Annotated in this window: 14 protein-coding genes; 9 read left to right on the top strand and 5 right to left on the bottom strand. The window is 69.6% G+C overall.

Annotated features, from left to right (window positions below; all coding sequences use genetic code 11):
* Positions 1-17: 17 nt before the first annotated feature.
* Together DMB80_RS06560 and DMB80_RS06555 are read left to right on the top strand one after the other, a co-directional pair.
* Entirely contained in the window at positions 18-512 is a 495-nt protein-coding gene (locus DMB80_RS06560; RefSeq protein ID WP_111509110.1) for a TspO/MBR family protein, read from the top strand.
* Between the two features lie 12 nt (positions 513-524).
* Positions 525-1316: an SDR family oxidoreductase gene (locus DMB80_RS06555; protein ID WP_111509109.1), complete on the top strand. Its 792-nt coding sequence runs from the start codon at positions 525-527 to the stop codon at positions 1314-1316.
* A 10-nt stretch (positions 1317-1326) separates the two neighbouring features.
* On the opposite strand, the gene DMB80_RS06550 is transcribed toward DMB80_RS06555, so the two are convergent.
* Complete coding sequence (locus DMB80_RS06550; protein WP_111509108.1) at positions 1327-2415, bottom strand: NAD(P)H-dependent amine dehydrogenase family protein; 1089 nt, start codon at positions 2413-2415, stop codon at positions 1327-1329.
* 238 nt (positions 2416-2653) lie between these two features.
* Here DMB80_RS06550 and DMB80_RS06545 point away from each other — a divergent pair, with 238 nt between their 5' ends.
* Entirely contained in the window at positions 2654-4489 is a 1836-nt protein-coding gene (locus DMB80_RS06545) for an acyl-CoA dehydrogenase (protein ID WP_111509107.1), read from the top strand.
* Positions 4490-4621: 132 nt separating this feature from the next.
* Here the strand turns inward: DMB80_RS06545 and DMB80_RS06540 are convergent, their stop codons facing one another.
* Entirely contained in the window at positions 4622-5545 is a 924-nt protein-coding gene (locus DMB80_RS06540; protein WP_111509106.1) for a TIGR03564 family F420-dependent LLM class oxidoreductase, read from the bottom strand.
* A 137-nt stretch (positions 5546-5682) separates the two neighbouring features.
* On the opposite strand from DMB80_RS06540, the gene DMB80_RS06535 reads away from it, so the two are divergent.
* Positions 5683-6645, top strand: a complete 963-nt coding sequence (locus DMB80_RS06535; protein ID WP_111509105.1) for a D-2-hydroxyacid dehydrogenase family protein — start codon at positions 5683-5685, stop codon at positions 6643-6645.
* On the opposite strand, the gene DMB80_RS06530 is transcribed toward DMB80_RS06535, so the two are convergent.
* On the bottom strand, positions 6642-7943 hold the full coding sequence (locus DMB80_RS06530; RefSeq protein WP_111509104.1) for an acetyl-CoA C-acetyltransferase: 1302 nt from the start codon (positions 7941-7943) through the stop codon (positions 6642-6644). The genes DMB80_RS06535 and DMB80_RS06530 overlap by 4 nt on opposite strands.
* Positions 7944-8092: 149 nt before the next feature.
* Between DMB80_RS06530 and DMB80_RS06525 the strand changes: the two genes are divergently transcribed.
* A complete protein-coding gene (locus DMB80_RS06525) occupies positions 8093-9445 on the top strand; it encodes a 3-oxoacyl-ACP reductase (protein WP_111509103.1) in 1353 nt (450 codons plus the stop codon).
* A complete protein-coding gene (locus DMB80_RS06520; protein ID WP_111509102.1) occupies positions 9442-10293 on the top strand; it encodes a MaoC/PaaZ C-terminal domain-containing protein in 852 nt (283 codons plus the stop codon). Before DMB80_RS06525 ends, DMB80_RS06520 begins: the two co-directional genes overlap by 4 nt.
* A gap of 5 nt (positions 10294-10298) precedes the next feature.
* On the opposite strand, the gene DMB80_RS06515 is transcribed toward DMB80_RS06520, so the two are convergent.
* Together DMB80_RS06515 and DMB80_RS06510 are read right to left on the bottom strand one after the other, a co-directional pair.
* Positions 10299-10946, bottom strand: a complete 648-nt coding sequence (locus DMB80_RS06515) for a TetR/AcrR family transcriptional regulator (protein WP_111509101.1) — start codon at positions 10944-10946, stop codon at positions 10299-10301.
* 65 nt (positions 10947-11011) lie between these two features.
* Complete coding sequence (locus DMB80_RS06510; RefSeq protein WP_111509100.1) at positions 11012-12214, bottom strand: glycoside hydrolase family 3 N-terminal domain-containing protein; 1203 nt, start codon at positions 12212-12214, stop codon at positions 11012-11014.
* Positions 12215-12283: 69 nt separating this feature from the next.
* Between DMB80_RS06510 and DMB80_RS06505 the strand changes: the two genes are divergently transcribed.
* Genes DMB80_RS06505 through DMB80_RS06495 form a run of 3 tightly spaced genes read left to right on the top strand, consistent with a single transcriptional unit; the run spans position 12284 to position 17142 of the window.
* Positions 12284-12751: a universal stress protein gene (locus DMB80_RS06505; protein ID WP_111509099.1), complete on the top strand. Its 468-nt coding sequence runs from the start codon at positions 12284-12286 to the stop codon at positions 12749-12751.
* Positions 12752-12776: 25 nt separating this feature from the next.
* Entirely contained in the window at positions 12777-12950 is a 174-nt protein-coding gene (locus DMB80_RS06500; RefSeq protein WP_073683466.1) for a DUF2613 domain-containing protein, read from the top strand.
* Positions 12951-12966: 16 nt separating this feature from the next.
* Complete coding sequence (locus DMB80_RS06495) at positions 12967-17142, top strand: alpha-(1->3)-arabinofuranosyltransferase (RefSeq protein ID WP_205538568.1); 4176 nt, start codon at positions 12967-12969, stop codon at positions 17140-17142.
* Position 17143: the final 1 nt, after the last annotated feature.

Here is a 17143-nt window from a genome sequence, read left to right as displayed (position 1 = left end):
CGGTAGGGTGGGGCGCCATGGTTGACAGTTATCAGCCCACGCGCTCGAAAAACGTTATCGCGCTCGCGATCTCGATCGCGGCCGTCGTCGTGGCGTCGGCGCTGGGCGGTCTCGCGTCGGCCACGTCCGCCGAGGACTACGCCCGGCTTGACCAGCCGGCGTGGGCGCCGCCGTCGTGGGTGTTCGGCCCCGTGTGGACATTGCTGTACACGATGATGGCTGTCGCGGCCTGGCTGGTGTGGCGCAGCGGACCGTGGTCGCAGACCCGTCCCGCCCTGGTCGCCTACGCGGTACAGCTGCTGCTCAACGCGGCGTGGACACCGCTGTTCTTCGGTCTGGGCTGGCGTGGCATCGCGTTCGCCGAACTGAGCGTGCTGGTGCTGGTCCTGATCGGCACCGTCGTCCTGTTCTTCCGCAGGAGCGCGGTCGCCGGCTGGCTCCTTGTCCCCTACCTGGCATGGTCAGCGTTCGCGCTGTGCCTCAATTTCGCTGTCTGGCAACTCAATTCCTAGAAGGAGCAACGCATGACCAGATCGGTCTTCATCACCGGCGGGGCGACCGGCATCGGTCGTGCCACCGCACTGCTCCTCGCCCAGCGCGGCTACTTCGTCGGCGCCTACGACATCGACGACGAGCGGCTGGCCGTCCTCGACAACGACCTGAAGGCGGTGGGTGGCCGCGGTGTCGTCGGTCACCTCGACGTCACCGACGCCGAGGAGATGGGTCGCCGGCTGGCCGAGTTCCACGAGACCGCAGGCGGCAGGCTCGACGTCCTGATCAACAATGCGGGGCTGCTCAATGCCGGCCGCTTCGAGGAGATTCCCCTTGAGGTGCACCACCGCGAGGTCGAGGTCAACGTCAAGGGTGTGGTCAACGGGCTGCATGCCGGCTTTCCGTACCTGAAGAGCACCCCCGGTGCCGTGGTGGTCAACCTGGGCTCGGCGTCGGCGATCTACGGGCAGGCCGAACTGGCCAACTACAGCGCCACCAAGTTCTTCGTCCGTGCGATGACCGAAGCGCTGAACCTGGAGTGGGGCCGCCACGACATCCGCGTGATCGACATGTGGCCGCTGTACGTGAACACCGCGATGACCAAAGACGTCAGCACCGGTACCACCACCTCACTCGGTATCCGGCTGACCGCGCAGGACATCGCCGGAGGCATCGCCGCGGCGATCGAGCCGACGCTGCCTCGCAAAATGTTGCGGCAGGTGCATTTCCCGGTCGGCACACAGGCCAAGGCGTTGGCGGCGGGGGCGCGGTTCTCTCCCGCGTGGCTCACCCGGCTGGTCAACAAGCGCCTGGCCGGTCACTGATCGGAAAGCCTCAGGCCCAGCGGGTCGCCTCCACTTCCGGCGCGAGAGGCGGATGGAGCGGGACGTCGAGCCCGTCGTGGATGCCCGGTTTCTGCGTGACGAGCCACCCGATCGCACCCAGCAGACGGTTGGCCGCGGTGGTGTTGCCGCCGTCGGCGCGGGTGCCGCCGGGCACGTCGGCCCTCGTCACGATGGTCAGCTGCGGGTCGCCGTCGATGATCACGCGGTGGTCGCCGACCCCCTGATCGGGCTGCGGCCAGTCCGGCGCACAGGAGGGGTGGATACGGGTGATGTGCTCGACGATCACCCGTTGTTGCCCGCCGGCCCAGCCGATCACCCGCAGGAAGAACGCACCCTGAGTGCCCTTCTCGAACCGGCCCATCACCGTGTCCACGGTGCCCTCCAGCGGTAGCCGCTCGACCTCCTCGGTGATCTCGTCGACCTCCATACCGAGCCCGCGGCCGATGAGCCGGATGTTGCCGCCCCAGACCATCGTCGGAATCGACGGCAGCAGCATCATCGGGGTCTCGTCCATCGGGCCGCCGAAACCGCACGACACCCGCACCGCGTAGGGCTGGTCGTAGGTGGAGTAGTCGAAGATCTCCTGGCAGGTGATCGTGCGGATGCGCGTGCACAGGCCGGCGGCCGTCACGGCCAGCGCATCATTGGCCCAGCCGGGGTCGACGCCGCTGACCAGCAGGGATGCCCCGCCTTCCTCGGCGGCGGCGGTCAGGCGCTGGACCCACTCCGGCGGGGCCGACGCCGGGTCGTAGAGCGAGTACAGCGACGGGGTGACCACATGGGCGCCGGCCCGCAGGCATCGTTCGATGTCGGCGACCGCGTCGTCGGGCCGGATGTCACCGGAGGCCATGTAGGCCACCGCGTCGGCAGCGGCGAGCACCGTCTCGACGTCGGTGGTCGCCTCGATCCCCGTCGGTGCGTCCAGACCGGCGAACGTCGCCGCATCCCGGCCGGCCTTGTCGTCTGACGACGTGAGCACCGCCGTCAACCGCAACCCGGGAAACGCGGTCAGCGAGCGGATCGCCGTCGCTCCCATGTTGCCCGTTCCCCATACCGCGACACCGATGCTGGACGCCATGCTTCACACCCTAGACAACCAAACGTGACAATCATCACAGGGTCGCATATGGCCTGCTCAGAGGCAGATTTGGGACCGAAAACCGAGCCCGGCCAACTGCTGGGTTGGTCGCTGGGCAGAAATTGCTCACAGTGATCTTGCGTTGAAGTTACCGGACGGTATAGTAGCGCGCAGTTACTGGTGGGTAACTTAGCCGTGAGTACCCAACCGCATGTGGCGTTCTCGACGAGGAGGAAAAGTGGGCCACTACAAGAGCAATGTTCGTGATCAGGTGTTCAACCTGTTCGAGGTACTCGGACTCGACAAGGCGCTGGGCCAGGGCTCATACGCCGACCTCGACGTCGAGACCGCCGTCGACATGCTTGGCGAGATAGCCAAGCTCGCCGAGGGCCCGGTCGCAGCCTCCTTCGAGGAGGGTGACCGCAACCCGCCGGTGTTCGACCCCAAGACCCACACCGTGACGCTGCCCGAGGCCTTCAAGAAGTCGGTTCGCGCCGTCGTCGAGGGTGGCTGGGACAAGCTCTCGGTCAGCGAGGAACTCGGCGGAACGCCGATGCCCAGCGCGCTGTCCTGGGCCCTGCAGGAGCACATCCTGGGCGCCAACCCCGCCGTCTACATGTATGCGATGGGCGCCGGATTCGCCGACATCTTCTACCACCTCGGCACCGAGGAGCAGAAGAAGTGGGCCATGCTGGCCGCCGAGCGTGGCTGGGGCTCAACCATGGTGCTGACCGAGCCGGATGCCGGTTCCGATGTCGGCGCCGGCCGCACCAAGGCCCTTCAGCAGGCCGATGGCACCTGGCACATCGACGGGGTGAAGCGCTTCATCACCTCGGCCGATTCGGACGACCTGTTCGAGAACATCATGCATCTGGTGCTGGCCCGCCCCGAGGGCGCCGGACCGGGCACCAAGGGTCTGTCGCTGTTCTTCGTGCCGAAGTTCCACTTCGACCCCGAGACCGGTGAGCCCGGCGAGCGCAACGGCGTCTTCGTCACCAACGTCGAGCACAAGATGGGCCTGAAGGTCTCGGCCACCTGTGAGCTCTCGCTCGGCCAGCACGGCACCCCCGCCGTCGGCTGGCTCGTCGGCGAGGTGCACGACGGCATCGCGCAGATGTTCGACGTCATCGAGCAGGCCCGAATGATGGTGGGCACCAAGGCCATCGCCACGCTGTCGACCGGTTACCTGAACGCGCTGGAGTACGCGAAGTCGCGCGTGCAGGGTGCCGACCTGACCCAGATGACGGACAAGACCGCGCCGCGCGTGACCATCACGCACCACCCGGACGTGCGTCGCTCGCTGATGACCCAGAAGGCGTACGCCGAGGGCCTGCGCGCGCTGTACCTGTTCACCGCCACCCACCAGGACTCCGAGGTGGCCAAGACCATCCACGGCATCGAGCCGGAGCTGGCCGTCAAGGTCAACGACCTGATGCTGCCGATCGTCAAGGGCGTCGGCTCGGAGCAGGCCTACGCCAAGCTCACCGAGTCGCTGCAGACCTTCGGTGGTTCGGGCTTCCTGCAGGACTACCCGGTCGAGCAGTACATCCGCGACGCCAAGATCGACTCGCTGTACGAAGGCACCACCGCCATCCAGGCGCAGGACTTCTTCTTCCGCAAGATCGTCCGCGACAAGGGTGTGGCACTGGCGCACGTCGCCGGCCAGATCGAGCAGTTCGTGAAGTCGGAGACCGGCAACGGCCGCCTGAAGGCCGAGCGTGCGCTGCTGGCGACCGCGCTGGAGGACGTGCAGGGCATGGCCGCGTCGCTGACCGGCTACCTGATGGCCGCCCAGGACGACGCCGCGAGCATCTACAAGGTGGGCCTCGGTTCGGTGCGCTTCCTGATGAGCGTCGGCGACCTGATGATCGGCTGGCTGCTGCAGCGTCAGGCCGCGGTGGCGATCGAGAAGCTCGACGCCGGTGCCTCCGGTGACGAGCGGGCCTTCTACGAGGGCAAGCTGGCGGTGGCGTCGTTCTTCGCGAAGAACATGCTGCCGATGCTGACAAGCACCCGCGCGATCGTCGACAACCTCGACAACGAGATCATGGAGCTGGACGAAGCGGCCTTCTAAACCGCTTCACCCACGAGACGCCCCCGGACTCTTCCCGGGGGCGTCTTGCTTTTGCTTTTGCCGCGACCAGACGCGAACTCGAGTGTTTTCGCGGCGTGTCTACTCGAGTTCGCGTCTGGTCGCCGGAAAAACTCAGCCCTCGGAGCGCAGGAAGGCGCGTGTGCGGGCTCGGCCATCCTCGGACGGGTCGAACGTTGCCGCGACGAACTCGTCGACGCCGGCGGCCTCGAGCTCCGCGAGGCGGTCACGCACCGTCGCCTCGTCGCCGATGATCGCGGCGTCCTGCGGCCCTGCGTAGCCCTCGCGATCGAGCATCGCCCGGTAGGACGGCAACGAGCCGTAGATCGCGAACTGCTCGGCGGCTTGGGCGCGCAGCGCGTCCACGTCGTCGGTGACCGCGATCGGCAATGCCGCGACGACGCGCACCGCACCCTCGGGCCGGCCGGCGTCGGCGGCTGCCTGGCGCAGCGTCGGGCTGACGTGCCCGCGCAGCGTCGTCGGTCCCGTCATCCAGGTGCACGTCCCCGACGTCCGCCGGCCCGCCAGCCGCAGCATCTGAGGCCCCAGCGCGGCGATGAACACCTCGGGCCGCGGCGCGCCGGGAATCACCAGATCCCCGCGCGTCGTCACGGTCTCACCCGACGCGGAGGCGTGCTCACCGGCCAGGAGCGGCAGCAGCCCGTCGAGATACTCGTTCATCCGACGCACCGGCTTGTCCCACGGGATGCCCCACATGCCCTCGGTGACGGCCGCGTGGGTCATACCGAGGCCGAGCGTGAAGCGGCCGCCGGAGGCGAGGCTCGTGGTCAGCGCGGCCTGCGCCATGTGCATGGGGTGCTGATTCTGGATCGGGATGACGCCGCTGGCCGCCCCGATCGTGTCGACCTCCCGCAGAGCGATGGCCAGGATGGTCAGGAGGTCGGGCTCGTGGGGCAACTGGCTCATCCAGATGCGGCCGAAACCCTCGTCGCGCAGCTGCGCGAGGTAAGCGATGGTGGCGTCGATCGGCGATCCGCTGCCGAGTCCGCTGAGCTGTCCGAACATGCTGATCTGCATGCTCAAAATTTAAGAGCCCCGTGTTGCCGTCGGGTCGGGGGGTCAGACGGCAACACGGAGCTATCAGGTGTATCGACGACCCACGCCGGGGCGTTACAGCGCCGGGAGAAAACTTTTGGCGGGCTTATCGTCGCAGGATGAGCACCCCCGAGAGCAGCCCGCGGACCCGCATCGCCGTCCTCGACGACTACCAGGGCGTCGCGCTGAGCTCGGCCGACTGGTCACCGGTCACTGCGCGCGCCGACGTCACCACCTTCTCCGACCACCTGTCCGACGAGGACGAGTTGGTGGCGCGGCTCGCACCGTTCGACGTGATCTTCGTGATGCGCGAACGCACACCGCTGCCGCGCACGGTTCTCGAGCGACTGCCCCGCCTGAAGATGATCGCGTCGACCGGTCCGGCCAACGCGTCGATCGACATGGCGGCAGCCCAGGAGCTGGGCGTTCACGTCAGCGGTACCGGCGGCAGCGTGGCGTCGACCGTGGAACTGACCTGGGCGCTGATCCTCGCGACGTCGCGGCACCTGGTCGCGGAAAGCCGGTTCATCGCCGACGGGGGTTGGCAGACGACGGTCGGACGCGAGCTCGATCGCCGGGTGCTGGGCGTGCTCGGCCTCGGGCGGATCGGATCGCGGGTCGCCCGGATCGGGGCGGCCTTCGGCATGGACGTGGTGGCGTGGAGTGAGAACCTCACCGCCGACGCCGCGACCGCGGCAGGCGTGCGCTACCTGCCGCGCGACGAGTTCTTCGCCACAGCCGACGTGGTGACCGTGCACCTGCGGCTCAGCGAACGCTCCCGCGGGTTGATCGGCGCCGCTGAATTGGCCGCGATGAAGCCGACTGCCCTGCTGATCAACACCTCGCGCGGACCGATCGTCGACGAAGCCGCGCTGATCGAGGCGCTGAACTCGGGTGTCATCGCCGGCGCCGGTCTCGATGTCTTCGACACCGAGCCGCTGCCCGCGGGGCACCCGTTACGCACTCTGCCCACCGTTACGGCCACGCCGCACATCGGCTACGTGGCCGACCGGCCCTACCGCATCTTCTTCCGCGACGCCGTCGCCGCGATCGCCAAGTGGCTCGACGGCCGGTCCAGCTAGGCCTCCAGGATCGCCGTCACGCCCTGGCCGCCCGCGGCACACACCGAGATCAGACCACGGACCGGCTGGCCCGTTTCGGCCTTCTTCTCCGCGAGCTGCTTGGCCAGCTGCGCCACGATGCGCCCACCCGTCGCCGCGAACGGATGCCCCGCCGCCAGCGACGAGCCGTTGACATTGAGCTTCGAGCGGTCGATGGAGCCCAGCGCAGCGTCCAGGCCGAGGCGCTCCTTGCAGTACTCCTCGGACTCCCAGGCCGCCAGCGTGGCCAGCACCACCGACGCGAACGCCTCGTGGATCTCGTAGAAGTCGAAGTCCTGCAGCGTCAGCCCGTTACGAGCCAGCAGCTTCGGCACCGCGTACGTCGGCGCCATCAGCAGGCCGTCGCGGCCGTTGACGTAGTCGACCGCAGCGGTCTGGCCGTCGACAAAGTAGGCCAGCACCGGGATGTTCCGCGCCGACGCCCACTCCTCCGACGCCAGCAGAGCCACCGACGCGCCGTCGGTCAGCGGGGTCGAGTTACCGGCCGTCATCGTCGCGTCGCCGTTGCGGACGCCGAAGACGGGCTTGAGCTTGGCGAGCTTCTCCGGCGACGAGTCGGGCCGCAGGTTGTTGTCTCGGTAGAGCCCGAGGAACGGGCTGACCAGGTCGTCGAAGAAGCCCCGATCGTAGGCGGCCGCCATGTTGCGGTGGCTCGCAGCGGCCAGCTCGTCCTGGTCGACGCGCTTGACGCCCATCTCCTTGGCGGTCACCGCGGCGTGCTCACCCATCGACATGCCGGTGCGCGGCTCACTGTTGACGGGGATCTCGATGCCCACCGCGGCGGGCAGCTTGCCCACCAGCTTGAGGCGGTCGACGTTGGACTTGGCCCGGCGCAGGCTCAGCAGCACCGAGCGCAGGTCGTCGCCGAGGGCGATCGGCGCGTCGGAAGCGGTGTCCACACCGCCCGCGGCAGCCACCTCGTAGCGGCCGGCCGCCACGCCGTCCGCGGCGGCGATCGCGGCCTGCAGGCCGGTGCCGCAGGCCTGCTGCAGGTCGAACGCGGGCGTGTAGGAGGACAGCGAACTGCCCAGCACGCACTCGCGCATCAGGTTGAAGTCACGGCTGTGCTTGAGCACCGCGCCGCCGATCACTGCGTCCAGCGCCTGGCCCTTGAGGTCGAACCGCTCGGCCAGTCCGTCGAGGACGGCGGTGAACATGTCCTGGTTGGACGCGTTCGCGTACGCGCCGTCCGAGCGCGCGAACGGGATCCGGTTGCCTCCGAGGATGGCTACCCGTCGGGTTGTCTTGCTGTCGGCCACGTTGCCTCCCGGCGTCGCGAGGATGTTAGGTGTCGAGGGTCATACTACCCACCGTTCTTACTCTGGAGTAAGTTCGTGATGGATACGACAGTGCTGGGTAATCCCCACCCGTCGAACGACATGTACCCGGATTCTCGAAAGGTTGCGCCGTGGCTTCCGATCTTCTTTCCCAAGTCGTCAACTCCGGACCGGGGTCCTTCCTGGCCAAGCAGCTGGGCGTGCCGCAGCCCGAACCGCTGCGCCGCTACAAGGCCGGTGAGCCGCCGCTGGCGGGCGCTCTGCTGATCGGCGGCGAGGGCCGCGTGGTCGAGCCGCTGCGCGCCGCGCTGGCCGAGGACTACGACCTGGTGGTGAACAATCTCGGCGGTCGCTGGGCGGACAAGTTCGGCGGTCTGGTCTTCGACGCCACCGGCATCACCCAGCCGGAAGGCCTCAAGGCCCTCTACGAGTTCTTCACCCCGCTGCTGCGCAACCTGGGCCACTCGGGCCGGGTCGTCGTCATCGGCACCACTCCGGAAGAGATCGGCGACGTACACGAGCGGACCTGCCAGCGCGCGCTGGAGGGTTTCACCCGCTCGCTGGGCAAGGAGCTGCGCAACGGCGCCACCATCGGCCTGGTCTATCTGCACCCGGACGCCAAGCCCGCGGCCACCGGCCTCGAGTCGACGCTGCGCTTCCTGCTGTCGGGGAAGTCGGCCTACGTGGACGCACAGGTGTTCCGCGTCGGCGCGGCCGACGCCACCCCGCCCGCCGATTGGGACAAGCCGCTCGACGGCAAGGTCGCGGTGGTCACCGGTGCCGCGCGCGGAATCGGCGCGACGATCGCCGAGGTGTTCGCGCGCGACGGCGCGAAGGTCATCGCCGTGGATGTCGACGGGGCGGCTGAGCCGCTGGCTGAGCTCGCCACCAAGATCGGCGGCACGGCGCTGACGCTCGACGTCACCGCCGCCGACGCCGTGGACCGCATCACCGAGCACGTCAAGGAGCACTACGGCGGGACGCTCGACATCCTGGTCAACAACGCCGGTATCACCCAGGACAAGCTGCTGGCCAACATGGACGAGGGCCGGTGGGACTCCGTGATCGCGGTGAATCTGCTTGCGCCCCTTCGCCTGGCCGAAGGCCTGGTGGGCAACGGCACGATCGGCGAGGGCGGCCGCATCGTCGGGCTCTCCTCGATGGCCGGCATCGCAGGCAACCGCGGGCAGACGAACTATGCCGCCACCAAGGCCGGCATGATCGGCCTGACCGACGCGCTGGCCCCCCAGTTCGGCGAGAAGAACATCACGATCAACGCGATCGCGCCCGGGTTCATCGAGACCAAGATGACCGACGCGATCCCGCTGGCCACCCGTGAGGTGGGACGAAGGCTCAACTCGCTGTTCCAGGGCGGTCAGCCCGTGGACGTGGCCGAAGCCATCGCCTACTTCGCGAGCCCGGCGTCGAATGCCGTGACGGGCAACACGATCCGCGTGTGCGGCCAAGCACTGCTGGGCGCATGAGCGAGGGCGGGCAGCCCTCGGGGCTGCGCAACCTGGTTCTGGCCGCCGCGGGCGCACTGCCGTTCGTCCCGCGCGGGAACACTCTGCCCGAGCGTCGGCTGACCGTCGACGAGTTGAGCATCGACCCCGCTCACGTGTCGGCCTACGCGAACGTCACCGGACTGCGGTTCTCGAACACGGTGCCGTTGACCTATCCGTTCGCGTTGACGTTCCCGACGGTGATGGCACTGATCACCGGATTCGACTTCCCGTTCGCCGCCATGGGTTCGGTGCACGTGGAGAACCACATCACGCAGTACCGCCCGATCGCGGTGACCGACACCGTGTCGGCGGCGGTGCACGCCGAGAACATGCGGGAGCATCGGCGCGGGCTGCTGGTCGACGTGATCACCGACGTCAAGGTCGGCAACGAGACGGCCTGGCATCAGGTGACCACGTTCCTGCATCAGCAGCGCACCAGCCTGTCCGACGAGCCGAAGCCGCCGCCGGCCAAGCAGCCGAAGTTGGGTCCCCCCAACGCGGTGCTGTCGATGACGCCCGGTCAGATCCGGCACTACGCGTCGGTGGGCGGGGATCACAATCCGATCCACACCAACGCCGTCGCGGCCAGACTGTTCGGCTTCCCGACCGTCATCGCGCACGGAATGTTGAGCGCTGCAGCAGTTCTGGCGAACATCGAGGGCCAGCTTCCCGACGCGGTCAACTACTCGGTGAAGTTCGCCAAACCCGTCGTGCTGCCGGCCAAGGCCGGGCTGTACGCGGACCGGCACGGCGACGGGTGGGAGTTGACGCTGCGGCATCTGACCAAGGGGCACCCGCACCTGACGGGCACGGTCACGCCGGCCTGATGGGGTCAGGCCTGGGATACGGCTTCGGCATCGGACACGGCCTCTGACGGTGCCTCCGACGGTGCCGGAGCTCCCTTCAGGCCCAGCCAGAACAGGTCGATCATCAGTGCCGCGGCCTCGTCGACGTCGGCGTCGCCGGTGCTCACCCGCGAGGCCACGGCCTCACCGGCACCTACGAGCGCGACGGCCATCATGTCGAAATCGGTGTCGGGCCCGGGGAATCGGGTGCCGGAGCGCAACAGCCGGCCGACCAGTTCGATGATCCGCTCGCGCCCCTCGCGCACGGTGTGGGCGAAGCGCTGCGAACTGGTCGCCTGGGTGTAGAGCACCATCCACGACGAGCGGTTCTCGTCGATGTACTTGAGGAACGCCAGCACCGCGCTGCGGAGCAGTTCCTTGGGCGGATCGGTGAAGTCGATCTTGTCGCGCACCTCGTCGACGAACCGGCCCAGCTCGCGATCCAGGCACGCGCCGAACAGCTCCTCCTTGGAGCCGTAGTACAGGTACAGCATGGGCTTGCTGATCTGCGCCTCGGCGGCGATCGCGTCCATCGACGTCTCGTGGTAGCCGTTCACCGAGAAGATCTGCACAGCCGCATCGAGCATCTGCTGCTCGCGGACGGCGCGGGGCAAGCGCTTGGTACCACCTGCCATGACGCGCCTTTCCCCGAATTTCCGCCAACGTGCTTACCAACACAGGGTAAGCACTGGCTGACGAATCAGCCGCCGCAGCGCGGTGAGGGCCCCTTCATCGCGGCCAGTCTGGTGACCGACGCGTCGACCGCCGCCTGGGACAGTTCACCTGCCGCGACGGCCTTCTCCAGCCGGTCGAGCACGGCGGGCACCTCGCCCGTGGTGATCCACAGCGCCACGTCGGCGCCGGCCTGCAGGGACCGCAACACCGCGTCGGCGACGCCGAACCGGTCGGAGATGGCCTTCATGCTGGACAGGTCGTCGGTGAAGACCACGCCACCGAACGGCGGGCCGCCGTAGTCACCCGAGCGCAGCAGGGCGTAGGCGGCAGGGCTGAGGCTGGCCGGTTCGCTGCCCGTCAGGCCCGGCACCTCCATGTGGCCGACCATCACGGCAACCGGGCCCTGCGTCGTCAGCGTCCGATAGGGCACCAGGTCGTTGGCCTGCAGATCCGCCAGCGGCGGCGTGACCACGCTGCCCGCGTGCGAGTCCCCGGAGCCGTGGCCGTGGCCGGGGAAGTGCTTGAGCACCGGCAGCAACCCCGCGTCGCGCAATCCGCGCGCGTAGGCGCCGGCGTAGTCGGTGACGGTCGCGGGGTCCGCGCCGAAGGAGCGGTCGCCGATCACGGTGTCGTCGGGGGCGTCGGTGACGTCGACGACGGGCGCGAAGTCGACGGTGAAGCCCAGCCCGCGCATCTTGCGTCCCCGGTCGAGGGCGATCTGGTAGACCTGCTCGGGCGTCTCGGTCGCGGCCAGCGTCCGCGGGGCGGGCTGACTGCCGATCACCTTCGCGAGCCGGGACACCCGGCCGCCCTCCTCGTCCACGCTGACCGCCAGTGGCAGCGGTCCGGCGTTGGCGGCGATGTCGGCGAGTGAGCCGTCGGAGAGCATCGACAGATCGGTCCAGCTGCCGACCATGATGCCGCCGACGTGCTGGCTGTCGACGACGGCGCGGGCGTCGGCCGCACCGGTCACGCCGACCATCAGCAACTGGGCCAGCTTGTCGCGGACCGACATGGCGGCGACCGCCGCGGCGGGATCACCACACGCCAGCGCGGGGGCCTGCGGCGCCGGCGCGGTGCCGGGCATCGGACCGGCGGCCTGGGCGATGGTCGCGGCGGTGGGGGAATCAGACGGCGGGTTGGGGTCCGAAGAGGCGCACCCGGCCAGCAGCACCGATGTCGCGAGCATCCCGGTCACGGCCCTGAACGCGCTTCTCGAAACAACCATGGGACTCGACCCTAACCGCAAGGTGTGCCCCAGCCATAGTCTGAGGGGCAACACGCGCGAGGAGGAGAGATGCCGGGCGAGGAGACCGTCGTGCTCATCGCGTTCGACGGCTCTCCGACGGCACGCCGCGCGGTGGAGCACGCCAGCCGGTTCCTGACCGTCGATCGCGCGGTGGTGCTGACGGTGTGGACGCCGATCGACCGTGGCTCGCCGCCGGTGGCCTACGACTTGGACGGGCCACCCGATCCGCCGGCGGTCGACGAGATCGACATCGCGCTGGCCGAGGCGCAGCGCACCAACGGCGACGGTGTCGCGCTCGCGGCGGCCGCGGGATTGCCTGCGGAACCGATGTGCGCTGCGCTGACCTCGACGGTGTGGGCGACGATCATCGCCGCAGCCGACGACGTCGACGCCGATCTGATCGTCACCGGGACGCGCGCGATCACCGGTTTTCGTTCGCTCGTGCAGTCCAGCGTCGCCGACCACGTGCGGCGCCGGGGGCACCGGCCGGTGCTCATCGTGCCCCCGGAGCTGTAGAGCTGCCCGTGCTAGTTTGTGGCCCATGGATCGGTTCGTGGTACCTGCGGCGGCGAGCGTCGTCGTCGGCCTGCTGTTGGGCGCGGCGGCCGTGTTCGGGGTCACGCTGATGGTCCAGCAGGACACCAGGCCCCCTCTGCAGGCGGGCGATCCTGCGTCCTCGGTGCTCAACAGGGTCGAGTACGGCGACCGTAGCTGAGCCGACAACCCAGCCGCTGTCGCGGCGCTGGTTGTGGGTGGCCGCTGCGGCAGCGCTGGTCCTGACGTTCGCCCAGTCCCCCGGCCAGGTCTCTCCGGACACCAAGCTCGATCTCACCGCCAATCCGCTGCGTTTCCTGACGCGGGCGTTCACGCTGTGGAACAGCGAGCTGCCTTTCGGGCAGGCACAGAACCAGGCGTACGGCTATCTGTTCCCGCACGGCACGTTCTTCCTCGCCGGTGACCTGCTCGGGGTGCCGGGCTGGATCACCCAGCGGCTGTGGTGGGCGCTGCTGCTGGTCGCCGGGTTCTGGGGGCTGCTGCGTGTCGCCGAAGCCCTGGGGATCGGCACGACGACCTCGCGGGTGATCGGCGCGCTGGCGTTCGCGCTGTCGCCGCGGGTGCTGACGACGATCGGGGCGATCTCGTCGGAGACGCTGCCGATGATGGTGGCGCCGTGGGTGCTGCTGCCGGTGATCCTCGCGCTTCAGGGGGACTCGCGGGTGCGTCTGTTGGCGGCCCGCTCGGCGATGGCGGTCGCGTTGATGGGCGCGGTCAACGCGGTCGCGACGTTGACGGCGTGCCTGTGCGCCGTGGTGTGGCTGGCGTGCCATCGGCCGGGTCCGACGTGGCGGCGGTTCGTGGCGTGGTGGCTGCCGTGCGTGGCGCTCGCGGTGGCGTGGTGGGTGGTCGCGCTGTTGCAGCTGGGCCGCATCAGCCCGCCGTTCCTCGACTTCATCGAGTCGTCGGGGGTGACGACCCAGTGGATGTCGCTGACCGAGATGCTGCGCGGCACGGGCGCGTGGACCCCGTACGTGGCGCCGACCGCGACCGCGGGGTCGACGCTGGTGACGGGTTCGGCGGCCGTGCTGGCGACGACGTTGGTCGCGGCGGGTGGCCTGGCGGGCCTGGCGTTGCGCAGCATGCCGGCCAGGGGGCGGCTGGTGACGATGCTGCTGGTCGGCGTGGTCCTTTTGGCCGCCGGGTATTCGGGCGGGCTCGGTTCGCCGATCGCACTGCAGGTGCAGGCGTTCCTCGACGGTGACGGCACCCCGCTGCGCAACCTGCACAAGCTCGAGCCGCTGCTGCGGCTGCCCCTCGCGCTCGGGATCGCGCACCTGCTGGGGCGGATTCCGCTGCCGGGCAGCGTGCCGCGGCCGGTGTGGCGGCGTGCGTTCGCCCATCTGGAGGACGACAAGCGGGTCGCCGTCGGTGTCGTGGTGCTGGCGGCGCTGGTCGCGGCGACGTCGCTGGCGTGGACGGGTCGGCTGACGCCGCCGGGGACCTTCGACGCGATCCCGCAGTACTGGCACGACACGGCGGCATGGCTGGACGACCACGACGCCGGGGGCCGCGTCCTGGTCGCCCCGGGCGCGCCGTTCGCCACGCAGGTGTGGGGCAACAGCCACGACGAGCCGCTGCAGGTACTCGGCGACAGCGCATGGGGTGTACGCGACTCCATCCCGCTGACACCGCCGGAGACGATCCGGGCACTCGATTCGGTGCAGCGACTCTTCGCCTCCGGCCGGCCGTCGGCGGGTCTCGCCGACACTCTTGTCCGACAGGGCATTTCCTATGTGGTGGTGCGCAACGACCTGGATCAGGACAGCCGGTCGGCGCGCCCGATCCTGGTGCACCGCGCCATCGACGGCTCTCCCGGGTTGACCAAGGTCGCCGAGTTCGGCGACCCGGTGGGTCCGGGCACCCTGGAGGGCTTCATCACCGACAGCGGGTTGCGGCCCCGCTATCCGGCCGTCGAGATCTACCGCGTCGCGGGGCCCCCGGACGCGATGGCACCCTACGTCGTCGACGCCGACGCCATGCCGCGCGTCGACGGTGCCCCGGAATCACTACTGCGCCTCGACGAGCGGCGTCGCCTGACCGGCCGGCCCCCGCTCGGCCCGGCCCTGCTGACCCAGGATGCGTTGCGCGCCGGGTTGACGGCCCCGCTCGTCACGGTCACCGACACCCCGATGGCGCGGGAGACCGACTACGGGCGGGTCGACGACCACAGTTCGGCGGTCCGCGCCCCCGGCGATGCCCGGAACACCTTCAATCGGGTGCCCGATTACCCGTCGCGGGGCGCCACGCCCGTCGAGGGGGCGTGGGCCGGCGGCCGGATCACGGTGTCGAGTGCGGCCTCGGATTCCACTGCGCTACCGAATGTCTCACCGGCCACGGCACCGCCCGCGGCGATCGACGGCGACTCGTCGACCAGCTGGGTGTCCAATTCGCTGCAGAGCGCGATCGGGCAGTGGCTGCAGATCGACTTCGACCATCCGGTCACCAACGCGACCCTGACGTTGACCCCGAGCGCCACCGCGCTCGGCGCGCAGGTCCGTCGTGTCGAGGTGTCGACGGTGACCGGCACCAGCACCGTGCGGTTCGACGAGCCGGGCAAGCCCCTCACTGTCGCGCTGCCGTACGGCGAATCGCCGTGGGTGCGGATCACCGCCGTCGCCACCGACGACGGTGCCCCTGGCGTGCAGTTCGGCATCACCGACCTGTCGGTCACCCAGTACGACGCGAACGGCTTCGCCCATCCGGTCAATCTGCGCCACACCGTCGGGGTGCCCGGTCCACCGGCTGGTTCCGCTGTGGCGCAATGGGATCTGGGTACAGAACTGCTGGGCCGTCTCGGCTGCGCCGCGAGCGGCACCGGCCTGCGGTGCGCAGCCGCGATGGCGCTGGCCTCCGAGGAGCCGGTCAACCTGAGCCGCACGCTCACGGTGCCGAGCCCGACGGAGGTCACCCCGACGGTGTGGGTGCGGGCCCGCCAGGGTCCGAAACTCGCCGACCTGATCGCCGAGCCGGACACCACCCGCGCCGGGGGCGACTCCGACCTGATCGACGTACAGGGTTCGGCGTACGCGGCCACCGACGGTGACCCCACTACCTCCTGGACAGCACCCCAGCGGGTGACCCAACCCCGCTCCCCCGCCACCCTGGTGCTCAAATTGCCCTCAGCACAGCCCGTTTCGTCTCTGCGGGTGACGCCGAGCGAATCGACGCTGCCTGCGCACCCGACGTTGATCGCCGTCGACCTGGGTGACGGACCCGAAGTGCGTCGCCTCACCGACGGCACCGAGACGCTGCGGCTGAAAACCCAGGTGACCGACACGATCACGATCTCCCTTCTCGACTGGCACGACGTGATCGACCGCACCGCACTGGGTTTCGATCAGCTCAAGCCGCCGGGTCTGGCCGAGGTCGTCGCCCTGGATCCGCGGGGCCGGCCGATCGGTGCCGCCGATGCGACCGCCAACCGCAGCCGCGCCGTGACGCTCGGGTGCGGCCAGGGCCCGATCATCGCCGTCGCCGGACAGTTCATCCAGACCTCCGTCCGCACCACCGTCGGCGCCCTGCTCTCAGACGCCCCCATACCGGCGCAGCCCTGTCGCACCGGGCCCATCGCGCTACCCGCGGGACAGCAGGAGCTGGTGATCAGCCCCGGTCCCGCTCTCGTCGTCGACGGCGTCGCGCTCGCTACGCCGCAATCCGGCGAGATACGCTCCGCGGCAGAGCAATCCGTCGACACCAAGCACTGGGCCAACGATCGCCGGCAGGTGGGCGTCGCGCCGTCGGACCGGGAACGGGTCCTGGTGGTGCCCGAGAGCATCAACCCCGGTTGGTCGGCCCGCGGACCGGACGGAACGACGCTGCGCGCCATCACCGTCAACGGCTGGCAGCAGGGCTGGCTACTGCCGCCGGGCGCCGGCGGTGCGGTGACGCTGGAGTTCACCGCCAACACCCCGTACCGGGCCGGTCTGGTCGGCGGGCTGGCGTTGCTGCCGCTCCTGGCCGCGCTGGCTCTCATCCCGGTGCGTCGGCGCCGGGCACCCGGCCCGCCCGCGCAACCGTGGTCACCGGGCCTGGTCGCCGTCGGGATCGCCGCGACGGTGGCCGCGACGGTGATCGCAGGTCCTGTCGGCGCCGTTCCGATGGCGGGCGCGTTCACCGCGCGCTTCCTGCTGCGAGGCCGAGAGTCATTCTGGGACAAGGTCACCGTCGCGGCGGCCGCCGGAGGCCTGACGGTGGCGGGCGCGGTGCTCAGCACGCACCCGTGGCGCTCGGTCGACGGGTATGTCGGCCACTCGCCGTGGGTACAGTTCCTGGCGTTGCTCTCCGTCGTGGCCGTCGCGGTCTCCGCGGTTCCCCGCCGCGGGGACACGTCCGCCCCGCACAATGCCTGAC

It is taken from the genome of Mycobacterium kyogaense, assembly GCF_003254575.1.
GTDB lineage: Bacteria > Actinomycetota > Actinomycetes > Mycobacteriales > Mycobacteriaceae > Mycobacterium > Mycobacterium kyogaense.
This window is presented reverse-complemented; position numbering and strand designations above follow the sequence as displayed.